The sequence below is a fragment of the Martelella limonii genome, assembly GCF_013344475.1.
In the GTDB taxonomy this organism is placed as follows: domain Bacteria; phylum Pseudomonadota; class Alphaproteobacteria; order Rhizobiales; family Rhizobiaceae; genus Martelella; species Martelella limonii.
In genome coordinates this window covers 853,990-877,328 of record NZ_JABUOU010000001.1, presented here as the reverse complement: position 1 = coordinate 877,328, position 23,339 = coordinate 853,990, and the positions used below count along the sequence as shown (strand labels likewise).

The following is a 23,339-nucleotide window of genomic DNA, read 5'->3' as shown; positions in this document are numbered from 1 at the left end:
CGATGGGATGTCGTCGCTTGTTCCGGTTGCCGCGCTCAGCGGGCATCGCGGATCATTTTGGGGCCGACATGTTCCTTTCTGGTAAACAGATACAATGTTCCAGTGAAAACCACCACGGACGCAAGCCATCCGAGAGTGATATCCGACAGATAGTGTCCGCCATAGGCGAGCCGCATCGCCGGAGAGGCGAATGAGAGCGCGATCAGCGGGGGCATCAGCAGGATGCGGAAGCGTGCCGGCAGGAGAAAGATCGCATAGCAGAACAGCCAGCCTGCACCCGCGGCTTCGCCGGATACGAACGAGCAGTTGGAGCCGCAGGCGCCGGAGAAGTCCCCGGCCGGCACGAAGCTCAGGTCGCCGCCGAAGAAATCGGTGTTGCGCGGTCGCGGCCGATGCGAAATTTCCTTCAGCATCGCGTTGACGATGAGGCCCGGTCCGACGATCAGGGCAATGAGACCGGCAAGCAGCCGCTGGGCGAGCGCCCTGTCATAGGTCGCGCCGTGATGGGACCAGGCAAGGATCAGGCGGTAGATCAGGGTGAGGCCCAGAATGATCGGAAGATAGAAGATCACTTCCCGGAGCATGCCGAGCATGGCGTCGCCGGCGATCGGGAAGCTGCCGCATATACGGCCGGGAACGGCATCCGCCTGGCAGGCCGTCTGATGAAAGAATGCCTTGGACGCTGCGATATCCATGTCCGGAAACAACCAGAAAATGGCCAGCAACACCCACCACAGCCCGAAGGACATGACGAACACGGCCTTGAGCCACGGCATCTTGCCGAGCCCGAAGGGCAGGGTTTCAGGCCATTGGTGCGGGAGCTGCAATGCGGATATTCCGGTTTCGTTGACGGCGCGGCGCACACACCGTTTCCAATTCTGCCGTTTTAAGTGTTATGAGGATCGGGTCAACCATTCTTGGCCGGTTGCGTTAATAAGGGGTAGATTTCTTTCCCACCTCATCCTGTCAATTCCGTGACACCCTTACCCGGAGCATGAAATGAAGTTCTCGATTTCCTTTGTCGACAAGGCCGACAGCGCTGGCGCTACGGCGATTGTAATCGCAGGCGAGGCACAGACGCCCGCAGGTCTTGCGGCCATCGGGTTAAGCGAAACGCTCTATCGCAAGGCTTCTGCGACCGCAGGGTTCAAGGCGAAACTGTGTTCATCGCTGGATCTGCTGGCGCCTGCCGAAAGCGAGGCGGACAGGATCGTGGTCATCGGGCTGGGCGAAGCGGACGAGCGCAAGGCCGACAGCTGGCTGAGGGCTGGCGGCAAGGCCGCATCGCTTGCCGGCAAGGCAAAGAAGCTGGTGGTCTATCCCGATTACGCTGCGGCTGCTTCGGATATCGCAGATTTCGCACTCGGCATGATTCTTGGCGGCTACGCCTTCGACCGTTTCAAGACCAAGGGCCGCGATGAGGATGAGGGCGAGGTCACCGTCGAAATCCTTGCAAGCCATGTCGCCTCGGCAGAAGCGGCCTTTGCCGATCGCCAGGCCGTCGGAGAGGGCGTTCTCCTTGCGCGCGAACTTGTGAACCTGCCCGCAAACATTCTTGGCCCGCGCGAATTCGCTGACAAGGCCGAAGCGCTTTCCGAACTCGGCGCCAAGGTGGAAATTCTCGATCGCGACCAGATGGAAGAACTTGGCATGGGCGCGCTGCTCGGCGTGGCGCAGGGCTCCGTGCGCCCGCCTTATCTCGCTGTCATTCGCTGGGACGGCGGTCAGGGCGATGAGCAGCCGATCGCTTTCGTCGGCAAGGGCGTGGTGTTCGATACCGGCGGCATTTCGATCAAGCCTGCCGCTTCCATGGAAGACATGAAGGGCGATATGGGCGGTGCAGCCGCCGTCATCGGGCTGATGCATACGCTTGCCGCCCGCAAGGCCAATGTCAATGTCGTGGGTATTCTGGGGCTCGTTGAAAACATGCCGGACGGCAATGCCCAGCGACCAGGCGATATCGTGACGTCGATGTCGGGCCAGACCATCGAGGTCATCAATACCGACGCGGAAGGCCGCCTGGTGCTCGCCGATGCGCTCTGGTATTGCAAGGAACGCTTCAAGCCGCGTTTCATGATTGATCTCGCCACGTTGACCGGAGCCGTGATGGTGGCGCTCGGCGCGCACCGTGCCGGCCTGTTTTCGAATGACGACGCGCTTTCGGCGGCACTTGCGGAAGCTGCCGAGACGACGCAGGAGCATGTCTGGCGCATGCCGCTTGGCGATGAATATGACAAAATGGTCGACAGCCGCTTTGCCGACATGCGCAATACCGGTGGCTCGCGCTTTGCCGGATCGATCACCGCTGCCCAGTTCCTGAAGCGCTTCGTCGGCGACACGCCATGGGCGCATCTCGATATCGCCGGCACGGCCATGGGCGCGCCGAAAAGCGAGATCAACCGCAGCTGGGCCTCTGGCTTTGGCGTGCGTCTGCTCGATGAGCTCGTGCGGTCGCATTACGAGGCGCGGGACTGACGAAACGCAGAAGCGATGACGGAAATCCTGTTTTACCATCTGACGGAATCTCTGCGGGAGGCGGCACTGCCGCCGCTCGTGGAGAAAAGCCTGGAGCGCGGCTGGCGGGTCGCGATCCAGACGGCGAGCGAGGAAGAGCGCGATCGTCTCGATGAGCTGCTCTGGACCTTCCGCGCCGACAGCTTCATTCCTCATGGCCGGGACGATGAAGATGGAGCAGAGCGCCAGCCCGTGCTGCTGACAACCGCATCTGGCAATCCCGGCAAGGCGGATATCCGCTTCTTCGTGGAAGGCGCTGCGGTGGCCGGTGTCGAGGACTATCAGCGCGTGGTGGTGATGTTCGACGGCCACGACAGCGATGAGCTCGCCGCGGCGAGAGCCGAATGGAAGCGGTTGAAGCAGGGCGACCACAGCCTGACATACTGGCAGCAGGGCGAGGGTGGTCGCTGGCAGAAGAAGGCCTGACGGGATCGATCTTTCAAGGTAGGCGAAGTGCTGTGGGCGTCAGCCGGCCTCGACGCTTTCAGGCTTGGCGATTAGGCTGTCGTCTTCATTTTCCTTCAGGAATTCAGCAAAATAGCGCTTTAACTTCGGAATCTTGATGAGCTCGTCGAGCGAGTATTTGTGTGAGTCGCGCACAAGCGTGGAGGGGTTCAGGTAGGCCTCCGCGTTTTCGGGTGTCAGCACGAAAGGCGGCTTTCCCTCCCGGCCGAGAATGTAGCTCATGATCAGGGCGCCTGTTCGGTGGTTGCCTTCGATGAAGAGCTGCGGGCGGCTGAGGACCCGGACATAGACGCCTGCCGCGCGCTTGCGCACAGGCTTGCCGGCATGGCGCTGATACCATTCGACAAGTCCGCCGATGTCGCCATATTCCCGGTCATAGAAATGCGCTTCGGTGCGTTCGAGATGATTGCGGAACTCATCGCGCCGCGCCTTCGAGGACCCGCACAGCACAAGGTGATTGAGCTCCAGCAGATGGTGGAACTGGCCCATGCGCAATATGTCGACATTGTCGCGCAAAAGCTTGTCGACATAGCCGTAACCTTCCATCATGTGCTCGATCACGCTGTCGGGCATGCCGTCCCGGCGCATGGTCAACTGTGCATTGATGCGATCGAACTGGCGCTGGGTATCGCGCAGCTTCTGTTCGATCTTCTGAAGGTCCAGTACGTGTTTGAACATCGTCAGTTCCGCTCAGCCATTCCTCGGGCTTGAGGCTATCATCATGGTCACGTGCGCCGCCGCGCAGGCGCATGATACCAAAAGGGCGGCATCCCTGAAGAAGCCGCCCGCAACGCTTCGATTTCGAACGACAGCCTGATCAGCTGAACTCGCCCGAGAGGTATTCCTTGGTCAACTGCTGCTTCGGGTTTTCGAAGATCTGCTTGGTCTCGCCGACTTCGACGAGGAAGCCGGTGCGGCCGCCCTGCGACATGTCGACGGAGAAGAAGGCGGTCTTGTCGGCAACGCGGATCGCCTGCTGCATGTTGTGGGTCACGATCGCAACCGTGTAGTCCTTCTTCAGCTCCAGCATCAGCTCTTCGATCTGACGGGTCGCGATCGGGTCAAGCGCGGAGCAGGGCTCATCCATCAGAAGCACGGTCGGCTCGGTGGCGATCGCACGGGCGATGCAAAGGCGCTGCTGCTGGCCGCCGGAAAGAGACAGGCCGTTCTGCTTCAGCTTGTCCTTCACCTCGTTCCAGAGCGCTGCGCGACGGAGCGCCTTTTCGACGCGGGCATGCATGTCGCCCTTGAAGCCGTTGAGGCGCAGGCCGAAGGCGACGTTTTCGAAGATGCTCATCGAGAACGGATTGGGCTGCTGGAAAACCATGCCGATATGGCGGCGCACAACCACCGGATCGACGTTCTTGGCATAGACATCCTGGCCGAGGAAGTGCACGTGGCCTTCAAGGCTGAAGGACGGGATCAGATCGTTCATACGGTTCAGCGAGCGCAGGACCGTCGACTTGCCGCAGCCCGAAGGGCCGATGAAGCCGGTGATCTTGCCCTTTTCGATATTCACGTTGGCATCGCGCACGGCCAGGAAATCGCCGTAGAAGATCTTTTCGATCTTGACGCCGATTGCGACGTCGCCGGTTTCCGGCGCGTTCTGGATGCTGTTCATTTCCATGGTGGCTGACATATCTTTCGACCTTTTTCCTATACCCGGCGCGTGCCGAAGGATCGGCTCAGGATGTTGAAGACGAGCACGATGAGCACAAGCACAAGCGATGCTGTCCAGGCAAGTTCAATCTGGTTTTCATATGGCATTGCCGAAAAATTGTAGATCAAGATCGACAATGATGCTGTCGGCTCCGTGAAGCTTCCGATCCAGTAATTCGAAAACAACGCTGTAAACAGCAGAGGAGCAGATTCACCCGATGCACCCGCCACTGCCAGCATGACGCCGGTCATAACACCGGGAAGCGCCGTCGGCAAAACAATTTTGGTGGCGACCTGGGTAGAATTGCAGCCCATTCCATAGGCCGCATCCTTCATCCGCTGCGGCACCATGCGAAAGGCCTGTTCGGCGGTCAGAAGGATTGTAGGGAGCATCAGGATCGAGAGTGCAACCCCGCCTGCAAGCGCCGAATAGGTCTTCATCACCACCACCAGCCAGGCATAGACGAACACGCCGGACAGGATCGACGGGAAGCCTGTCAGCACCTTGCCGACGAAGCGGATGAGAGCGGAGAGCTTGCCGTTGGGGTTAAGCAGACCGGTGTAGATGCCGCCGAGGACGCCGATCGGGATGGAGATTGCGGCTGCAATCACCACCATGACCAGCGTGCCGAGAATGGCGTTGCCGATACCTCCGCCCTGTTCAAACGGGGCAGGAGGCAATTCGGTGAAGATGGCGAGGCTGAGCCGAAGCCCGCCGCGGCTGATCAGCATCCACAGAACCGAGATCAGCGGGATGGCCGCTACGCCGGCCAGCAGCCACAGAATGAGTGTCTGGATGAAATTCCAGAGCGTGCGGCGTTCGGCAAAGGAGAAGCTGAGATCGGGATCGCCGAGGGCGACGGCCTCGGGGTTCATGAAGGATTGATCCGTCGTCGTTGTCATGGTGTCTTTGTCCATTGTCTCAGGTGACGGTCTGGCGCGTGGTGTAGTTCATGATGATCGTGCCGATGATGTTGACGGCCATGGTGATCACCAGAAGGACGACGGCGGCATACATCAGAGGGCCGATCTGGTTTGCACCGGCTTCCGGAAAGGTCGAGGCGAGCAGCGAGGCAAGCGTCGTTGCGGGCGAAAACAGCGACAGGGAGACCTGCTGCGAGTTGCCGATCAGCATTGCAAGCGCCATCGTTTCGCCGAGCGCGCGGCCGAAGCCAAGCACCAGCGAGGCGAAGATGCCCCCCGATGCCGTTGGGATGATGACCTTGCGGATTGCTTCCCACTTGGTGGTGCCCATCCCATAGGCCGCTTCCTGGATCTTCATCGGAATGGCGCGGAAGGCGTCCTGCGAGATTGCGGCAACCGTCGGCAGGATCATGATCGACAGCACGATCATGGCGGGGAACATGCCGGGACCTGCAAGCTTCGTGGAGAAGAAGGGAATGAAGGGAACCGTGTCATGCAGCCAGTTGGCGATCGGACGGATCGCGGGGATGAGCACATAGATACCCCAGAGACCGTAGACCACTGAAGGGATGGCAGCGAGCATCTCGACGATCAGACGGAAGACCCAGGCGAGGCGGGCATTGAGGAAGCCCTGTGTAAGGAAGATCGCGACGGCAATGCCGAGCACGCCGCCGCACAGCAGCGCCAGCAGCGAAGAATAGAGCGTGCCCCAGATTTCGGCCAGAATGCCGAACTGGTTCTTGCCCGGGTTCCACTCGACCGTGGTGAGGAAGGAGAGCCCGTATTCGCGCATCGCGGGGGCAGCCTGGCCGCCGATCTTCCAGAAAATATAGACGAGCAGAAGAACCGTCAGGATACCCGCACCGAGCGTGAGCATGCGGAACGACTTGTCGTAGGTGTATTCGAATGGCGTTGGCGGTCGAGAAACGCTGCCTTCGGCGGGCAGGTTGGTATTCGTTCTATCGGCCATCAAAGGCTCCTGCTGTCGTTGATCGGCGCGGTCGCGATCGAAAGAGGTAGGCTTCATGTCAAAAAGCCGGGGCGCATAAGCTGCGTCCCGGCCCAGATCATTAACGATCTATTATTACATTCCGATGTCAGCGAACGACTTCTTGTCGAGTTCGATGACGTTTTCCGGAAGCGGGATGTAGCCGAGGCTGTCAGCCATTTCCTGGCCTTCGGTCAGGGCGTAGTTGACCATTTCCTTCAGGGCAGCAACCGTATCGGCATCCTGGCCTTCCTTGTAGAAGAGCAGCCAGGTGAAGGTTGCGATCGGATAGGCTTCTTCGCCCTTCGGGTCGGTGATGAAGGCGCGGTTCATGTCGTCGAACTCGGCCGAAGCGAGCGCAGCCTTGCCGGCTTCAGCGCCAGCCTTGACGAAGTTGCCGGACTGGTTTTCCAGCATGGCGAAAGGCGTCTTGGTCTGCTGGGCGTAGCCGTACTCGATGTAGCCGATCGCGCCGGGGGTCTGCTTGACCGTCGCGGTGATGCCCTGGTTGCCCGGAGCGGCGATGAAATTGGCAGCCTTCGGCCAGGAAACCGTCTTGCCGGAGCCGACAGCGCTGTCGAATTCGGGGCTGATGGCAGCGAGGTGGTTGGTGAAGTTGAAGTTGGTGCCCGAGGAATCGGCGCGGACGACTACGGTGATGTCTTCGTCGGGAAGATCAACGCCTTCGTTGGCGGCAACGATGGCCGGGTCGTTCCACTTGGTGATCTCACCGAGGAAGATCTTCGGGTAAACGTCGCGCGGCAGCTTGATGTCTTCGACGCCATCGATGTTGTAGGCAAGAACGATCTCGCCGGCCGTCATCGGAAGCAGGATCACGCCGCCGTCGATCTTGGCGATTTCTTCGTCGCTCATGGCAGCGTCGGAAGCTGCGAAGTCAACAACGTGGTTGGTAAAGTCTTCGATGCCAGCGCCCGAGCCCTTGGACTGGTAGTTGACTTCGATGCCGGTCTTCTGGCCAAAATCCTTAAACCAGGCCGAGTAGAGCGGGAAGGGGAAGGAGGCGCCCGAGCCGGTCAGCGACGTGTCGGCAGCATTTGCAATGGTGCCGGAGAAGACCATGGCGGCGGCAACGACTGCAACCTTAGCGCCCTTGGAAAAATTTCCGATTTTCATCAGATAGCCCTTTTGAGGTTTGGTTGAAAACGGGAGTGCTATACCAATCAAAGTCTAGAAAGCATATATTGTTGTAAAAATTTCATATTTCTCGAAAACTATTTGTTTCTATTTATCCAAAATTCACATGACTGTCATAAAAGTGTCATGCTCGGGGATGGGCATGGGTATGCTTGCTTAAAGCGAATGCAATATTTGGGTTTGCGCATTTTATTGTCGCGCACGATGATGGCGCGGACGATGCTTTTCGCCGGGGCAGAGATCCTGAATTCCGCCGCGACGCCTTAAGATGAGGGAGACAACCCGCCCATCTGAAGGCTTGGGATCTGTAAACACAAAAAAAGCCCCGCAAGATCTGCGGGGCTTGATGAGGGAAGACGGAGTGCCGTCTCAGTTGTCGTAGCAGGCGAACATGTCGAAGGCGATCCCGTCATCGTCGCAATCCGGCGGGCCGGGCCTGCAAGACAAGGTGGGACAGGCATTCGTGTCCGCTGTCGGGATTTCGCGGCGGATGGCGTGTCCGGCTTCACCGAAGCAAATGGCCGGGCTTGCCACGTAACGGTCATAAAGAATGCGTCCACTGCCATTCGGTGCGGGATAACGCAGGATCGCGGCGCCCTGCTGGTTCAGGATCGTGAGCACCTGATTGCAGGTCAAATTCTGGATGTCGTAGCGATTGACGGGTTCCTGTGCTTGAGCGGCACCAAGTGATGCGAGAAAAACACTTGCCGTAATGAGTTGTTTCATGGTCCCAAACCCTCGTGGTCTCCCTGGTTTTCTACTAAACCATTGTAACAAGGAAATTGTTTCAGTCATGGTGCAACTTCAAGTGGATGATTCAACAATTGTTGATGTTTTGAAATCGGTGAAGCGCATTGCGCTCGTGGGCGCGTCCCCGAAACCGGAACGACCGAGCTATCGTGTCATGGGATTTCTCCTGTCCAAGGGCTACGACGTCGTGCCCGTCAATCCGGGCCTCGCCGGCAAGTCGATCCACGGACAGGCTGTGTGCGGCAGTCTTGCCGAAATCGACGGCCCTATCGACATGGTCGATATCTTCCGCGCCTCTTCCTTTGTGGGCGGCGTGGTTGATGAGGCGCTGGCATTGTCGCCGCTTCCCCGTGTCATCTGGATGCAGCTCGACATTCGCGACGATGAGGCAGCTGCGCGCGCCAAGGAAAAGGGGTTGACGGTGATCATGGACCGTTGTCCCGCGATCGAATATCCGCGTCTGATCGGCGCCTGAGCCGAGGTACGGCCGAGCGGGACTCGGCTTTGCCTCCTGAAAGTTGCGCGCAAGCCGGCGCTGCCTTTGCTGTCCTTCGAGTGTGACGCCGCTTCAGACGTCCTGAAGCAGCACGTCGGGGTCTGCGCGCATCTCGTTCAGAAGGGTTTCATTTTCGCAGTAGTCGCGGAAATTTTCGGAAGCCTGCCCATGGGCAAGGTCCGTGCGGCAGCGTTTCTTGTCACGGCAGCCGGCGCAGTTCGCTTCCATCCCATAATAAAGCCTGCGATACTGAAACTCCGCTTCCACCGGATCGATGTTGAGCGCTTTCATCATCTCGGACATTTCCGCCGCATCGCGCAATTCGAATTCCGCGAAGGGCGCTGTCGAAAGCGACGGAAATACGGCTTTCGCGGCGTGGTCGCCAGCAGGCGGCTGGTTGGGGTCGGCACTCTGCAAAATATCCATTGCTGCTCTCCACGTTGTCGACAGCCATACTGACACTTGTATAAAAGACGACATTGATCCCGATCAAAGGCCGCAACGCGGCTTTCAGGGGCATGTGAAACCAGGGAAGGAAATAATATGGCAAACCGGGAACCGGGCTTTTCGACGCTCTCGATCCACGCAGGTGCCGCGCCAGATAGCGCGACCAATGCGCGTGCAACGCCGATCTATCAGACGACATCGTTCGTGTTCAACGATTCAGACCACGCCGCGGCGCTGTTCGGCCTCAAGGAATTCGGCAATATCTATACCCGCATCATGAACCCGACGACGGGCGTGCTGGAGGAGCGCGTTGCCGCGTTGGAGGGCGGTTCTGCCGCGCTCGCCGTTGCCTCGGGACATGCCGCACAGTTCCTGACGTTCCATATGCTGATGCAGCCCGGCGACAATTTCGTCGCTGCAAGAAGGCTTTATGGCGGTTCGATCAACCAGTTTGGCCATTCTTTCGAGAGCTTTGGCTGGAAGGTTCGCTGGGCGGATTCGTCCAATCCGGAGAGCTTTGCCGCTGAAATCGACGACCGCACCAAGGCGATCTTCATCGAGAGCCTTGCCAATCCGGGCGGAACCTTCGTCGACATCGAGGCAATCGCCAAGGTCGCCCATGACCATGGCCTGCCGCTGATCGTCGACAACACCATGGCGACACCGTATCTGGTGCGCCCGCTCGCCCATGGCGCAGACATCGTCGTGCATTCGCTGACGAAGTTTCTCGGCGGCCACGGCAATTCCATGGGCGGCATCCTTGTCGATGGCGGTACGTTCGACTGGTCTAAGTCGGGCAAATATCCGATGCTCTCCGAGCCGCGCGGTGAATATGGCGGCCTGGTGATCCATCAGGCATTCGGCAATCTGGCCTTTGCGCTCGGCGCACGCGTTCTCAGCCTGCGCGACCTCGGTCCGGCGATTTCGCCTTTCAACGCCTTCATGATCGCGACCGGGATCGAGACGCTGCCGCTGCGCATGCAGCGCCACTGCGACAATGCCCTGGCTGTTGCCAAGTGGTTGAAGCAGGCGGACCAGGTCTCCTGGGTCAGCTATTCGGGCCTGGACGACGACGCCAATCACGACCTGCAGCAGCGTTATTCGCCCAAGGGCGCAGGCGCAGTCTTCACCTTCGGCCTGAAGGGCGGCTATGAGGCCGGCAAGACCTTTGTCGGGGCGCTGGAGCTGTTCTCGCATCTCGCCAATATCGGCGATACGCGCTCGCTCGTTATCCACCCTGCATCCACAACCCATGCACAGCTTTCGCCCGAGCAGCAGGTTGCGGCAGGCGCAGGACCAGATGTCGTTCGTTTGTCGATCGGCATTGAAGATCCCAATGATATCATTGCCGATCTCGAGCAGGCTCTGAACAGGATCTGATGAAAAAGCCGACGGGCGGCAAAGGCTTGCCGCCCGTCGGCTGAACGACTTATCCACAATCGACAGGGCGTCACATGGCCAGTGCGATATCGCGGTCGGTGGAGCCTGCTTCGGCGCTTTGGGTCGCGTCGTAGAACACGATCCGGTTCCGCCCGTCACCCTTGGCCTTGTAAAGCGCGCGATCGGCTTCGGTGAGCATGGTTTCGATATCGCCGATCCGTCCGCGCATCATCGTCACGCCAATGCTTACGGTCATTTTCAGGATGCGATCATTTTCCCGGAACGAGGTCGCCTCGAGCGAGGAGCGGATCCGCTCGGCAATCTGGGCAGCCGTCCGGCGGTCCGGCACGCGGGTGAAGATCGCAAACTCCTCGCCGCCAGTGCGGCCGAAGATGTCCTTCTCGCGCAGGCATTGGCGCACGACATTGGTGAAATTCACCAGCGCCCTGTCGCCAACGCTGTGGCCGTGAATATCATTGATCCCCTTGAAGTCGTCGAGATCGAGGGAGAAGTAGGCAAACTGATCGGTCTTGGCCGAACGATGCGACATCTTCTCGATCTCGTCGATCACGCCGCGGCGGTTCAGGACGTTTGTGAGCGGGTCGCTAAAGGCCAGGTCGCGCAGGTCACTCTCGAGTCGCTCCACGGTGAGCCAAACCGCGAAGAATCCCTTCGCCGAAAAAAGCAGAAACCCGGAAATCATGGCAAGTGAAGTGGTTGCGCTATCAAGTGAAGGCGGAGATGTCTGGAAGTTATAGGCCCCCAGGAATGCTACCGCTACCAGTGCTTCCGTAAAGAAGAGGGTCAGGAGAGGTCTGCGAAAGCGCAGTTTTATGCTCGGCATGCGGGTCGACAGGAAGTAAAAGCCATATACTGCGACCGCGAAGCTGCCGATATAGAAGCCAGCCACATTGGCGGCACTGCCAACGCCTGCAAGCCTGCTGAGGACGCCTACGCCAACCGACAAGGCGACAATGACCATCGTGAACGCAGCGGGCCTGTCTTCGCCGTAAAGGCTCAACAGCCCTGCCGTGGCGAGCGCGCGTGCGCTGATCAGGAAGGTAAAGGCCAGCAAACCGACCAGCCTCAGGGGATCAGATCCGGCCACCATCAGCAAGGCGAGGCCCAACCCCTGGGCCACCAGCGCGAAGATCCAGTAGAGCACATAGAAGCGCGTTCTGTTGCGCATCCAGAGCGGAAACAGAAAAGCGGCCAGGAGCAAGCTGTCCGCAGACCATGCGATGATTGCTGTTAGGTTATAGGGCAAATCTCAATCCCGAAATCCTGCATGCGGGGCTAAACCATAACGAGAAGCCATGGGATTCTCTAGATGTTTACTGGTCCTTTTTTCACGTTAATCGATTGAATCGGTGTAAAGTACCGTTGTTTACGCAATCTTTGCGAGAAAATCAGACAGATTTGGCGCGCGGGTCGTTGTTTTCCTCTCCATCAATCCATCTCTTGAAGTGACAGTGTATGGCACTCTATGTAGGAGGGACGACAAGATTCGAATGAGATCGGCGACACAGAGCCGCCCGAAGGACAGCCATGACAAATCCCGTAGACACTGCGATGGCCCTCGTACCCATGGTCGTGGAGCAGACCAATCGCGGCGAACGTTCCTATGATATCTATTCGCGCCTCCTCAAGGAGCGGATCATTTTCCTGACCGGCCCGGTGGAAGATCATCTGGCCTCGCTGGTGTGCGCCCAGCTTCTGTTTCTCGAGGCGGAGAACCCGAAGAAGGAAATCGCGCTTTACATCAATTCGCCCGGCGGCGTCGTGACGGCCGGCATGGCCATTTACGACACGATGCAGTTCATCCGTCCGGCGGTGTCGACGCTCTGCGTCGGTCAGGCTGCCTCGATGGGATCGCTCCTGCTGGCCGCTGGCGAAAAGGGGATGCGCTTTGCAACCCCGAACGCCCGGATCATGGTGCATCAGCCATCCGGCGGTTTCCAGGGCCAGGCATCCGACATCGAGCGTCATGCCCGCGACATCATCAAGATGAAGCGCAGGCTGAACGAAGTCTATGTCCGCCACTGCGGCCAGACGTATGAGGAAGTTGAAAAGACCCTTGACCGTGACCACTTCATGGACGCCGGCGAAGCCAAGGATTGGGGCCTGATCGACAAGGTCATGACCTCGCGCAGCGAAATCGAAGGGCTCAACTGAGCAGCGTTTAAAGGTGAGAAGCGTTCGGGCTCTTGAAGTTCGGATGCTTCATGCTTTGGTGCGCGGTTGCAGTTGACGATCGGCAAATCGCAGCGGTTGGCGCTTTTGGGGTTTTATCCGCTGCTGAAGCCGTTAATAGTATGGCAAACCGATGCTGTTACGACATCGTATTGCGTAATGAGTCCGGCGTGGCGGTTTGACCGGTAGGCGGGCATGGCCCGTCGTGTTGTTGCCCTTTTGTTTTGCGAGCGTGCTTCAGGGCGGCAGATAGCGAATAAGGTAGTGGCCGTTGTATCTGACGGCTTACTGGAAGGAAGTGATAATGAGCAAAGTCGGCGGTAACAATGGCGGTGACTCGAAGAACACGCTCTATTGTTCCTTTTGCGGCAAGAGCCAGCATGAAGTCCGCAAACTGATTGCCGGCCCGACCGTTTTCATCTGCGATGAATGCGTTGAGCTGTGCATGGACATCATCCGCGAGGAAAACAAGACTTCGATGGTGAAGTCGAGCGATGGCGTGCCCACCCCGCAGGAAATCATGGAAGTTCTGGACGAGTATGTGATCGGCCAGAAGCAGGCAAAGCGTATCCTGTCCGTGGCGGTTCACAACCATTACAAACGTCTCGCCCACGCTTCCAAGGGCGGTGGCGAGATCGAGCTTGCGAAATCCAACATTCTGCTGGTCGGGCCGACCGGCTGCGGCAAGACCTATCTCGCCCAGACGCTCGCCCGCATCATCGATGTGCCGTTCACCATGGCGGATGCGACGACGCTGACGGAGGCAGGCTATGTTGGCGAGGATGTCGAAAACATCATCCTGAAGCTGCTTCAGTCGGCGGATTACAATGTCGAGCGCGCCCAGCGCGGTATCGTCTACATCGACGAAGTCGACAAGATTTCGCGCAAGTCCGACAATCCTTCGATCACCCGTGACGTTTCGGGCGAGGGCGTACAGCAGGCGCTCTTGAAGATCATGGAAGGCACCGTTGCCTCCGTGCCGCCGCAGGGCGGGCGCAAGCATCCGCAGCAGGAGTTCCTGCAGGTCGACACCACCAACATCCTGTTCCTGTGCGGCGGCGCCTTTGCCGGACTCGACAAGGTGATCTCGGCGCGCGGCGAACGCACGTCGATCGGTTTCGGTGCGTCCGTCAAGTCGCCGGATGACCGACGCGTCGGCGATGTGCTGCGCGATCTGGAGCCGGAGGATCTGGTGAAGTTCGGCCTCATCCCCGAATTCATCGGCCGTCTGCCGGTGATCGCGACGCTGGAGGATCTCGACGAGTCCGCGCTGATGCAGATCCTGACCGAGCCCAAGAATGCGCTTGTGAAGCAGTATCAGCGCCTGTTCGAAATGGAGGACGTCGAACTGTCCTTCCAGGAAGATGCGCTGCTCGCCATTTCGCGCCGCGCAATCGAACGTAAGACCGGTGCCCGTGGCCTGCGCTCGATCATGGAGAAGATCCTGCTCGATACGATGTTCGAGCTGCCGGCGATGAAGGGTGTCCGCGAGGTCGTGATCTCCGATGAGGTGGTGGCCGGCACGGCCCAGCCGCTCTACATCTACGAGAATCGCTCCGAAGATAAGGCGAACGCCTCGGCCTGAGGCTGCCAGTCTGTTGATAAAAGATGACGGGGCAGGGCGGTTTACCGTCCTGCCCCGCGCGTTTTCAGGCGCATGAGACATGAAACGGCGGACGTGGCGGCCTTGTTCCGGCGAATTCACGGTACAGCTTGAAATCGCTCTTTCAAAACGCCACTTGTTCCGCAACAATTGACAAGAAACAACGGGTTGCTCCCAACAGCCCGCCAGTGCCCGGTCTTCTCCGGGCAGTCGGAAAGGAAAAAGACATGACGCAGAACGCGCCAGCAGCGGAAAACGCCGCTTTCCCCGTGTTGCCATTGCGTGACATCGTGGTTTTCCCCCACATGATCGTTCCGCTCTTCGTAGGTCGCGAGAAGTCGATCCGTGCGCTTGAAGAAGTCATGAATGCCGATCGCCAGATCATGCTCGTTACCCAGATCAACGCCGGCGACGACGATCCGGCGCCGGAGGCGCTTTATCGCATCGGCACGATCGCAAATGTGCTTCAGCTGCTGAAGCTTCCCGACGGTACCGTCAAGGTGCTGGTGGAAGGCAAGGCGCGTGCGGCGATCGACGATATCCGTCTTGAAAACGACTTCTACGAAGCCAATGCCACAGTCCTGGGCGAACCCGAGGAAGATTCGGTCGAGATCGAGGCGCTGTCGCGCTCGGTCGTTTCCGAGTTCGAAAACTATGTGAAGCTGAACAAGAAGGTTTCGCCCGAAGTCGTCGGCGCTGCCGGCCAGATCGAGGACTACTCGAAGCTTGCCGACACGGTTGCCTCGCATCTCGCGATCAAGCTGACCGAGAAGCAGGAAATGCTGGAAACCACCAGCGTCAAGGGCCGCCTTGAAAAGGCGCTCGGCTTCATGGAAGGCGAAATCTCCGTCCTCCAGGTCGAAAAGCGTATCCGCACCCGCGTCAAGCGGCAGATGGAGAAGACCCAGCGCGAGTATTATCTGAATGAGCAGATGAAGGCTATTCAGAAGGAGCTTGGCGAAGGCGAGGACGGCCGCGACGAGAACAGCGAGCTGGAAGAGCGCATCAAGAATACCAAGCTCACCAAGGAAGCCCGTGAAAAGGCGGACGCGGAGATGAAGAAGCTCCGCAACATGAGCCCGATGTCTGCCGAGGCGACGGTGGTGCGCAACTATCTCGACTGGCTCACCGGTCTGCCGTGGGGCACCAAGTCGAAGATCAAGCGCGACCTCAAGCATGCCGAGCAGGTTCTGGAAGAGGATCATTTCGGCCTTGAAAAGGTCAAGGAACGCGTTGTCGAGTACCTCGCGGTTCAGGCGCGTGCCAAGAAGCTCAAGGGCCCTATCCTCTGCCTCGTCGGACCGCCCGGCGTCGGCAAGACGTCGCTTGCCCAGTCGATTGCCAAGGCAACGGGGCGTGAATATGTGCGCATGGCGCTTGGCGGCGTTCGCGACGAAGCCGAGATCCGTGGCCATCGCCGCACATATATCGGCTCCATGCCCGGCAAGATCGTGCAGTCGATGAAGAAGGTGGGCAAGAACAACCCGCTGTTCCTGCTCGACGAGATCGACAAGATGGGCGCCGATTTCCGCGGCGATCCGTCGTCGGCTCTGCTCGAGGTGCTCGATCCGGAACAGAACTCGACCTTCATGGACCACTATCTTGAAGTCGAGTACGATCTGTCGAACGTGATGTTCATCACCACGGCGAATACACTCGACATTCCGGGCCCGCTGATGGACCGTATGGAGATCATCCGCATCGCCGGCTACACCGAGGATGAAAAGCTGGAAATCGCCCGCAAGCATCTCCTGCCGAAGGCGATCCGCGAACATGCCCTGAAGCCGGAAGAGTTCTCCGTCGATGACGGCGCGCTGACACGCACGATCCAGCAGTATACCCGCGAGGCGGGCGTGCGCAGCCTTGAGCGCGAGCTGATGAAGCTTGCCCGCAAGGCCGTCACCGAAATCGTGAAGGGCGACAAGACCGAGGTCCATATCACCGCCGATAATCTTCATGATTATCTCGGCGTCCAGCGCTATCGCCACGGCGAGGCGGAGGGCGACGATCAGGTCGGCGTGGTCACCGGTCTTGCCTGGACCGAGGTCGGCGGCGAGCTGTTGACGATCGAAGGCGTGATGATGCCGGGCAAGGGCCGCATGACGGTGACGGGCAATCTGCGCGACGTCATGAAGGAATCGATTTCGGCGGCTGCATCCTACGTGCGGTCGCGCGCGGTCGACTTCGGAATCAAGCCGCCTTTGTTCGACAAGATTGACATTCACGTCCACGTTCCGGAAGGGGCGACGCCGAAGGACGGGCCGTCTGCAGGCGTCGCCATGGCAACCGCCATCGTTTCTGTCCTGACCGGCATACCGATCAACAAGAACGTGGCCATGACCGGCGAAATCACGCTGCGTGGCCGGGTTCTGCCGATCGGCGGCCTGAAGGAGAAGCTGCTTGCTGCCTTGCGCGCCGGCATTACCAAGGTGCTGATCCCGGAAGAAAACGCCAAGGACCTGCCGGACATTCCGGACAATGTGAAGAACGGTCTGGAGATCGTTCCGGTCTCCCGCATGGGTGAAGTGCTGGAGCATGCTCTTCTGGAAGTTCCGAAACCCATCGAATGGGATCCGGAAGCCGAAGCGGTCGCGATTTCGAGCGATGAATCGGACAGCGACTCGGGCAAGACTTTCGCCCATTGACGCCGAAATATAGCCACTTTTCCGGGGCTCCTGTGGAAAAGGGGTGCGAAAGGCCGGTGATACACCGGCCTTTTGCGTGGAATTAGCCCCAAATCTCTTGCAATTCCCTGAAACGCAGGGCTTTTGAATTGCAGCGGGCTTTGGTGGCGTGTAACTAAAACCCCGAGACAAGAACTCGTTTCGAACCATTTGAGAAAGGGTGGAAACATGAACAAGAGCGAACTCGTAGCTTCCGTTGCTGAAAAGGCTGGCCTGTCGAAGACCGACGCGGCTTCGGCCGTTGACGCTGTATTCGACGCCGTTCAGGGCGAACTGAAGAATGGCGGCGAAGTCCGTCTCGCCGGCTTCGGCGCCTTCACCGTATCGCACAGCGCAGCACGCAAGGGGCGCAACCCTTCGACGGGCGCGGAAGTCGACATTCCGGCGCGCAACGTTCCGAAGTTCACGGCTGGCAAGGGCCTCAAGGAAGCTTGCAACTCCTAATTCCGGCATTGCGTCGGCGATATCGAACCCGGAGCGGTCTGCTCCGGGTTTTTTTATGATCAAATACGTTGAGTTCGGCTTACCGTAGGTCTTCACGGACCATTGTTGGGAGAAAGCCCGGTTTCCAGACGATCAAAGGTTCACCGCCGTCAAAGCCTGGGCTAGTAAGGAGTGGCACAGGTGGCATGGGGGACGGCCGATGACCGAAGACAAGCAGGAGCGATCCGGAGAATCGGTTGCGGAAAAGCACGCGTCGCAGCGCGCCGATGCTCCGGGAGCGGGCGAAGGCGGTGCGCTTCAGACGAGCATATCCTGCTCACGCGGTTTTCCGCAGTGGCTTGCCATGCACCACTGCTCGATTGCCTTCACCTCCTATCAATCCGGACAGCTTTTTCTTGCAGGCACCTTCGCCGATGGCTCCCTGTCGCTGCATCAGCGGAATTTCGTGCGGGCCATGGGCCTGATCGGCGACGAGCAGAGATTGCTTCTGGCAGGGCTTGCCCAGATCTGGCGGTTCGAGAACGTGCTCGGGCCCGACGAACGCGCGAACCAGCATTTCGACAGGCTTTACGTGCCGCGGCGGGGACAGACGGTTTCCGATCTCGACGTCCATGAGCTGGGTATCGACGCCGCCGGCCGGCTGATCTTCGTCAACACCAAATATTCCTGCCTTGCGACCGACAGCGTGGTCCACTCCTTCAAGCCGGTCTGGCGTCCGCCGTTCATTTCCAGGCTTGCTCCTGAGGACCGGTGTCACCTCAACGGCCTGGCGATGGAAGCGGGCGTGCCGCGTTTCGTCACCTGTGTCTCGACCACCGATATCGTCGATGGCTGGCGCAACCATCGTCGCGACGGCGGCGTCGTCGTCGATGTGGAGACCGATGAGATCGTCGCGGAAGGGCTTTCGATGCCGCATTCGCCGAGGCTCCACGATGGCGCCCTGTGGTTTCTCGATTCGGGCAACGGCTATCTCACCCGCCTTGATCTTCAAAGCCGGATACGGGAGCGGGTGGCTTTCTGTCCGGGCTTTCTGCGCGGCCTGTCCTTTTTCGGACAATATGCGGTGGTCGGCCTGTCGCAGCCGCGCCGCGAAGGTGTTTTCGCGGGCCTCAATCTCCAGGAGGAGCTTGATCAGCGCAAGGCGGAGGCCTGGTGCGGCATCCAGGTGATCAATACCGCCAACGGCGATATCGTCGAGTGGTTGCGCCTTGATGGCGGCATCCGCGAGCTCTTCGATGTACGCGTGCTGGCAGGCGTTCGCTGCCCGATGGCGTTACCGACCTTCGGTCCGGATCTCGCGAGCTTCATCACGATTGAAGCGCCCGACCGTCCTCTCGGCGAGCGCGGCTGGCATGATCAATGAGAGGCGGTGGCTATCATTCCGTATAGGGTGGGAATCCGTTTGGGAGATGTTTTATGGAACGGTTCCAATTTATGTTATCCTCATATGTCCGGGGCATCTCTGATCGTAGACAAGGCGGGTGACTTTGGAAGCCGAATTGAAGGACAGAAATGAACGGAGGCGTCTCAAGGCGCTTCAAAAGCTGGATGTGCTCGATACGCAGCCGGAGGAGGAATTCGACGCGCTTGCTAAAGCGGCGGCGTTGGTTTGCAACGTTCCGGTCGCTCTGGTTTCGTTGATCGACAGCGATCGACAATGGTTCAAGGCCAATATCGGTCTGGAGGGCCTCAAGGAAACCGCGCGTGATGTCTCCTTTTGCACGCATACGATCGAGGGGGACGGGCTTTTCGAGATCGGAGACGCGCGCATTGACGCCCGTTTCGCTGAGAATCCCTTTGTTACCGGTGATCCGAACATCCGGTTCTATGCTGGTGCGCCGCTGAAGCTGTCGAGCGGGGAGACAATCGGCTCGCTCTGCGTCATCGATACTCGCACGCGCAGGCTCTCGCAAACGCAGCGCACGATCCTGAGCCATCTTGCAACAGCAGCCGCAACCGCGCTGGAAGCACGCCGGGCTGCAGCCCATGAGCGCGAGCTGCTCGCAATTGCGGCCGAAACCCAATCCATTTTGCATCATAGCGAAGACGCCATCGTCACGCGCGACATGACGGGCCACATCACCCGCTGGAACCGAGCTGCCGAACGCATGTTCGGCTATACCGCCGGGGAGGCTGTGGGTGCTCACTTCAGCATTCTCAGCGGCAATCCCGGCCCCGACGACGCCGAAAGCCTCACCTCCGGTCGAAAGGGCGAGCGCCGCACGGAGCGAACGTGCAAGGACGGGAGCACAGTGCCGGTTTCGATCTCGGTCGGTCCGGTGGTGTCCGAGGAAGGCGAGATCGTCGGCATCACCGAGATTATCCGTGATATTTCCGAAATCGTGGCAGTCGAGCAGGAACGCGCCGGCGCCGAGAAGCGCTTGCGCCAATGCATCGCGGCAACCGAGGCCGGTACCTGGGAGTGGAATATCGTTTCCGGCGAGAACCGGGTCAACGACAGTTGGGCCGGGATGCTGGGGTACGCGCTTGAGGAATTGACGCCCTTCGGCATAGAAAGCTTTACCAGCCGGATCCACCCTGATGATAAGGCTGCCTTCGAAGCGAGGCTGAACCAGCACTTGAACGGTGAAAGCCCGGATTTCGAGGCCGAGCTCAGAATGCGCCACAAGCTTGGTCACTGGGTCTGGATCCTGACGCGTGGGCGGGTGATGGCTCGGCTCGAGGATGGCAGTCCCGAATGGATGTTCGGCACGCATCAGGACATTACCGAACGCAAGCGCGAAGAAGAGGAATTGCGGCTCAGCAAGGAGTTCCTGGATCGCACCGGGGCGGCTGCAGGCGTGGGCGGCTGGGATTTCGATCTGCGCGAAGGCAGGTTGCGCTGGTCGCGCGAGACCTGTCTCATTCACGATCTTCCGCCGGATTTCGAGCCCGCGCTTGAAGAAGCGATCGATTTCTACGCTCCGGAAGCGCGTCCGGTGATCGAGGCGGCGGTGCAGCGGTGCATTGAAACCGGCGAAGGGTGGGACCTCGAGCTTCAGCTGATCACTGCCAAGGGGCGCTGGATCTGGGTCAGGGCGGTGGGAACTGGCGAGTTTGACGAGAATGGTCAGGCCATCCGCCTCAGTGGTGCGTTTCAGGACATCAGCGAGAAGGTTGCCCAGCGCACCGCGATGGAAGAGATCAACCGGCTTTTCACGCTTGCAACTGAAAACGGCCGTATCGGCATCTGGGATGCCAATCTGGCAACGGGCAAAACCGACTATTCGGACATCTGGTGCGGACTGCTCGGCTACACGCGCGAAGAAATCGCCGATGACGTCGATCTCTGGCAGTCCTTTATTCATCCGGACGATCTTGCCCGCGCTTTGAAGGCAGATGCATCGCATGTCCGCGGTGAGGCGCCATTCTTCGAAGAGCAGTTCCGCATGCGCCACAAGGATGGACGCTGGATCTGGATTCTCGACAGGGGCCTGGTCACCGAAAGGGATGCCGACGGCAATCCCTTGCGCATGATCGGCACGCATATCGACATCACCGTCCAGAAGGAACAGGAGGCCGAGAAGCTGCTGCTGGGCGAGCGTCTGGCAATTGCCGCGGATAATGGCGGTATCGGTATCTGGGAAATCGATCTCGCGATGCAGCAGGCCACATGGGATCCGTGGATGTACCGGCTTTACGGCGTGGAACCGGATACCAGGGCGCCGCTTGTCGAATTGTGGAATCGCCTAACCCATCCCGACGACATTGAACGGATGAGCAATGCCGTGCGCGAGGCGATCGCAAACGATTCTCTGATGGAAGAGGACTACCGGATCGTCTGGGAAGACGGCTCGGTACACCACCTTCATACCACGGCACGCCTTGTGCGGGACGTCAATGGCGCGCCGCACCGTTTCATCGGCGCCAGCTGGGATGTGACCGAGGAGCGCGAGCTTGGCCTGGCGCTCGCCGGCCAGCACGAGCTGATGCGTGTCACGCTGGATTCAATCGGCGATGCGGTGATCAGTACGGATGACGAGGGCCGGGTACGCTGGCTGAACCCGATTGCGGAGATGATGACCGGGTGGAAGGCGGAGGATGCTGCCGGAAAGCCCTCTGACGAGATCTTCAACATCATCCACGAGGAAACCCGCGAGCGTGCGCTGGATCCGATCCGCGTCTGCCTTGAGCTTGGAGAGGTTGTCGGCCTGCCGGAAGACACCGTACTGATTTCCCGGCACGGAAAGGAGTATGCGGTCGAGGATTCCTGCGCGCCGATCCGGAACGAGGGCGGTGAGGTATTGGGTGCCGTGCTGGTATTTCATGATGTCAGCGAACAGAGACGGCTGGCGCGGGAAATGTCCTATCGCGCAAGCCATGACCAGTTGACCGGCCTGATCAACCGCTCGGAATTCGAGCGTCAGCTCCACGCGGTATCTGAAAATGCCCGCAAGGGCGGCGCGGAAGCAGCGCTCCTCTTCATCGATCTTGACCGGTTCAAGATCATCAATGACAGTTGCGGGCATGCGGTGGGCGATGAAGTGCTCGTCCAGGTCAGCAAGCTGATGAGCGGCGCGATCCGCTCCACCGATTACGTGGCACGGCTTGGCGGTGACGAATTCGCAGCGATCATCGAGAATTGCAGTGCCGAAGCCGCTCAGGTGATCGCCCAGAAGATCTGCGATCTCGTTGCCGATTTCCGGCTTGTGCACGATGGCAAGCAGTACAGCATCGGCGCCAGCATCGGGCTGGTGCGCATCGAGGAAAACTCTCCCAGCATGGCCGCCGTGCTTCAGGCTGCGGATGCCGCCTGCTATGCCGCGAAGGAGGAGGGGCGCAACCGGGTTCATGTCTGGCGCGACCATGACGAGGTCATCAAGTCGAGGGCTGGCCAGACCAGTTGGGTCACCCGCATCGAACGTGCGCTTGAACACGACGGTTTCGTGCTTTACGCCCAGAAGATCGTGCCTTTCGGGCAATCCGGCGAAAAGACCCATGTTGAACTGCTGGTGCGCATGGTGGGCGATCAGGGAGAAGTTATACCGCCAGGCGCATTTCTGCCGGCGGCGGAGCGTTTCAACCTCGCAGCCCGGATCGATCGCTGGGTGTTGTCGCGTGCGCTTGAATGGATGCGCGATGCCGGGGCAGGGCCGAAGAGTTTGGTTTCGGTCAATGTCTCAGGTCAATCTGTCGGCGATCGGGCCTTCCACCGGTTCGCTCTCGATCTGCTGGATGGCATGGATGCGACGTTGCGTGAAAGTCTCTGTCTTGAAATCACCGAGACCTCGGTCATCTCCAATATGGCGGAGGCTATGGAGTTCATACGGGTGCTGCGTGGCCGGGGCGTCAAGATCGCGCTCGACGATTTCGGCGCGGGAACTTCGTCCTTCAGCTACCTCAAGCGCTTCTGTATCGATTTTTTGAAGATTGACGGGCAGTTCACCCAGGGCCTGCTGACAGATCCGGTGGACGAGGCGACGATCCGCTGCTTCGTCGAGATGGCCAAGGTGTTGAAGATCAAGACCGTCGCCGAATACGTTTCGGATGACAGGATTGCCGACCGGCTGAAGGGCATGGGCGTCGATTTCGCGCAGGGCTATGTCTATCACGTTCCCGAACCTGCCTCCGGGGTGGTGCTCTAGCGGCCCGCGCCCCGCTCGTTTTTCATGGTCTTCCATGCCGATGCTCCCTGCC

At 59.4% G+C, this 23,339-nt stretch carries 19 protein-coding genes; 10 read left to right on the top strand and 9 right to left on the bottom strand.

Annotation, left to right across the window (positions count from 1 at the left end; translation table 11 throughout):
* Positions 1-35: 35 nt before the first annotated feature.
* Positions 36-827, bottom strand: coding sequence for a phosphatase PAP2 family protein (locus tag HPQ62_RS04075; RefSeq protein WP_174801196.1), 792 nt, complete (start codon positions 825-827; stop codon positions 36-38).
* A 172-nt stretch (positions 828-999) separates the two neighbouring features.
* Here HPQ62_RS04075 and HPQ62_RS04070 point away from each other — a divergent pair, with 172 nt between their 5' ends.
* Both HPQ62_RS04070 and HPQ62_RS04065 read left to right on the top strand, forming a co-directional pair.
* Positions 1,000-2,475, top strand: coding sequence for a leucyl aminopeptidase (locus HPQ62_RS04070; RefSeq protein WP_174801195.1), 1,476 nt, complete (start codon positions 1,000-1,002; stop codon positions 2,473-2,475).
* 15 nt (positions 2,476-2,490) lie between these two features.
* Positions 2,491-2,940 (top strand): DNA polymerase III subunit chi, encoded by a 450-nt coding sequence (locus HPQ62_RS04065; RefSeq protein WP_174801194.1) that lies wholly within the window; start codon positions 2,491-2,493, stop codon positions 2,938-2,940.
* Between the two features lie 39 nt (positions 2,941-2,979).
* On the opposite strand, the gene HPQ62_RS04060 is transcribed toward HPQ62_RS04065, so the two are convergent.
* The 6 genes from HPQ62_RS04060 to HPQ62_RS04035 all read right to left on the bottom strand — a co-directional run bounded on the left by HPQ62_RS04060 (position 2,980) and on the right by HPQ62_RS04035 (position 8,431).
* Positions 2,980-3,657: a hypothetical protein gene (locus HPQ62_RS04060; protein WP_174801193.1), complete on the bottom strand. Its 678-nt coding sequence runs from the start codon at positions 3,655-3,657 to the stop codon at positions 2,980-2,982.
* A 139-nt stretch (positions 3,658-3,796) separates the two neighbouring features.
* Positions 3,797-4,618: a phosphate ABC transporter ATP-binding protein PstB gene (gene pstB / locus HPQ62_RS04055; RefSeq protein ID WP_174801192.1), complete on the bottom strand. Its 822-nt coding sequence runs from the start codon at positions 4,616-4,618 to the stop codon at positions 3,797-3,799.
* Positions 4,619-4,635: 17 nt separating this feature from the next.
* Positions 4,636-5,541 carry a phosphate ABC transporter permease PstA gene (gene pstA, locus HPQ62_RS04050; protein WP_206678034.1) on the bottom strand — a complete coding sequence of 302 codons (906 nt, stop codon included), beginning with the start codon at positions 5,539-5,541 and terminating at the stop codon, positions 4,636-4,638.
* Between the two features lie 19 nt (positions 5,542-5,560).
* Entirely contained in the window at positions 5,561-6,532 is a 972-nt protein-coding gene (pstC, locus tag HPQ62_RS04045; protein WP_174801191.1) for a phosphate ABC transporter permease subunit PstC, read from the bottom strand.
* A gap of 114 nt (positions 6,533-6,646) precedes the next feature.
* Positions 6,647-7,684 (bottom strand): phosphate ABC transporter substrate-binding protein PstS, encoded by a 1,038-nt coding sequence (gene pstS, locus HPQ62_RS04040; protein WP_174801190.1) that lies wholly within the window; start codon positions 7,682-7,684, stop codon positions 6,647-6,649.
* Positions 7,685-8,074: 390 nt separating this feature from the next.
* Positions 8,075-8,431, bottom strand: coding sequence for a hypothetical protein (locus tag HPQ62_RS04035; RefSeq protein ID WP_174801189.1), 357 nt, complete (start codon positions 8,429-8,431; stop codon positions 8,075-8,077).
* Between the two features lie 67 nt (positions 8,432-8,498).
* Between HPQ62_RS04035 and HPQ62_RS04030 the strand changes: the two genes are divergently transcribed.
* Positions 8,499-8,930 (top strand): CoA-binding protein, encoded by a 432-nt coding sequence (locus HPQ62_RS04030; RefSeq protein ID WP_174801188.1) that lies wholly within the window; start codon positions 8,499-8,501, stop codon positions 8,928-8,930.
* A gap of 93 nt (positions 8,931-9,023) precedes the next feature.
* On the opposite strand, the gene HPQ62_RS04025 is transcribed toward HPQ62_RS04030, so the two are convergent.
* Positions 9,024-9,377 (bottom strand): DUF6455 family protein, encoded by a 354-nt coding sequence (locus tag HPQ62_RS04025; RefSeq protein ID WP_174801187.1) that lies wholly within the window; start codon positions 9,375-9,377, stop codon positions 9,024-9,026.
* Between the two features lie 117 nt (positions 9,378-9,494).
* Between HPQ62_RS04025 and HPQ62_RS04020 the strand changes: the two genes are divergently transcribed.
* Entirely contained in the window at positions 9,495-10,778 is a 1,284-nt protein-coding gene (locus HPQ62_RS04020; protein WP_174801186.1) for an O-acetylhomoserine aminocarboxypropyltransferase, read from the top strand.
* A 70-nt stretch (positions 10,779-10,848) separates the two neighbouring features.
* On the opposite strand, the gene HPQ62_RS04015 is transcribed toward HPQ62_RS04020, so the two are convergent.
* Positions 10,849-12,045 carry a GGDEF domain-containing protein gene (locus tag HPQ62_RS04015; RefSeq protein WP_174801185.1) on the bottom strand — a complete coding sequence of 399 codons (1,197 nt, stop codon included), beginning with the start codon at positions 12,043-12,045 and terminating at the stop codon, positions 10,849-10,851.
* 281 nt (positions 12,046-12,326) lie between these two features.
* Between HPQ62_RS04015 and clpP the strand changes: the two genes are divergently transcribed.
* The 6 genes from clpP (at position 12,327) to HPQ62_RS03985 (ending at position 23,287) form a co-directional block, all read left to right on the top strand.
* Positions 12,327-12,953 (top strand): ATP-dependent Clp endopeptidase proteolytic subunit ClpP, encoded by a 627-nt coding sequence (gene clpP, locus HPQ62_RS04010; protein WP_174801184.1) that lies wholly within the window; start codon positions 12,327-12,329, stop codon positions 12,951-12,953.
* A 322-nt stretch (positions 12,954-13,275) separates the two neighbouring features.
* Positions 13,276-14,556 (top strand): ATP-dependent Clp protease ATP-binding subunit ClpX, encoded by a 1,281-nt coding sequence (clpX, locus tag HPQ62_RS04005; RefSeq protein ID WP_174801183.1) that lies wholly within the window; start codon positions 13,276-13,278, stop codon positions 14,554-14,556.
* Between the two features lie 245 nt (positions 14,557-14,801).
* On the top strand, positions 14,802-17,219 hold the full coding sequence (gene lon, locus HPQ62_RS04000) for an endopeptidase La (RefSeq protein ID WP_174801182.1): 2,418 nt from the start codon (positions 14,802-14,804) through the stop codon (positions 17,217-17,219).
* A gap of 123 nt (positions 17,220-17,342) precedes the next feature.
* Positions 17,343-17,702, top strand: a complete 360-nt coding sequence (locus HPQ62_RS03995) for an HU family DNA-binding protein (protein ID WP_425312589.1) — start codon at positions 17,343-17,345, stop codon at positions 17,700-17,702.
* Positions 17,703-17,901: 199 nt separating this feature from the next.
* Complete coding sequence (locus HPQ62_RS03990; RefSeq protein WP_174801181.1) at positions 17,902-19,065, top strand: TIGR03032 family protein; 1,164 nt, start codon at positions 17,902-17,904, stop codon at positions 19,063-19,065.
* Positions 19,066-19,201: 136 nt separating this feature from the next.
* On the top strand, positions 19,202-23,287 hold the full coding sequence (locus HPQ62_RS03985) for a PAS domain-containing protein (RefSeq protein WP_174801180.1): 4,086 nt from the start codon (positions 19,202-19,204) through the stop codon (positions 23,285-23,287).
* Positions 23,288-23,339: the final 52 nt, after the last annotated feature.

Coding starts and splice junctions, on each gene's coding strand:
- HPQ62_RS04070 (WP_174801195.1), top strand. CDS start 1,000: ATGAAGTTCTCGATTTCCTTTGTCGACAAGGCCGACAGCGCTGGCGCT.
- HPQ62_RS04065 (WP_174801194.1), top strand. CDS start 2,491: ATGACGGAAATCCTGTTTTACCATCTGACGGAATCTCTGCGGGAGGCG.
- HPQ62_RS04060 (WP_174801193.1), bottom strand. CDS start 3,657: ATGTTCAAACACGTACTGGACCTTCAGAAGATCGAACAGAAGCTGCGC.
- pstB (WP_174801192.1), bottom strand. CDS start 4,618: ATGTCAGCCACCATGGAAATGAACAGCATCCAGAACGCGCCGGAAACC.
- pstA (WP_206678034.1), bottom strand. CDS start 5,541: ATGACAACGACGACGGATCAATCCTTCATGAACCCCGAGGCCGTCGCC.
- pstC (WP_174801191.1), bottom strand. CDS start 6,532: ATGGCCGATAGAACGAATACCAACCTGCCCGCCGAAGGCAGCGTTTCT.
- pstS (WP_174801190.1), bottom strand. CDS start 7,684: ATGAAAATCGGAAATTTTTCCAAGGGCGCTAAGGTTGCAGTCGTTGCC.
- HPQ62_RS04035 (WP_174801189.1), bottom strand. CDS start 8,431: ATGAAACAACTCATTACGGCAAGTGTTTTTCTCGCATCACTTGGTGCC.
- HPQ62_RS04030 (WP_174801188.1), top strand. CDS start 8,499: ATGGTGCAACTTCAAGTGGATGATTCAACAATTGTTGATGTTTTGAAA.
- HPQ62_RS04025 (WP_174801187.1), bottom strand. CDS start 9,377: ATGGATATTTTGCAGAGTGCCGACCCCAACCAGCCGCCTGCTGGCGAC.
- HPQ62_RS04020 (WP_174801186.1), top strand. CDS start 9,495: ATGGCAAACCGGGAACCGGGCTTTTCGACGCTCTCGATCCACGCAGGT.
- clpP (WP_174801184.1), top strand. CDS start 12,327: ATGACAAATCCCGTAGACACTGCGATGGCCCTCGTACCCATGGTCGTG.
- clpX (WP_174801183.1), top strand. CDS start 13,276: ATGAGCAAAGTCGGCGGTAACAATGGCGGTGACTCGAAGAACACGCTC.
- lon (WP_174801182.1), top strand. CDS start 14,802: ATGACGCAGAACGCGCCAGCAGCGGAAAACGCCGCTTTCCCCGTGTTG.
- HPQ62_RS03990 (WP_174801181.1), top strand. CDS start 17,902: ATGACCGAAGACAAGCAGGAGCGATCCGGAGAATCGGTTGCGGAAAAG.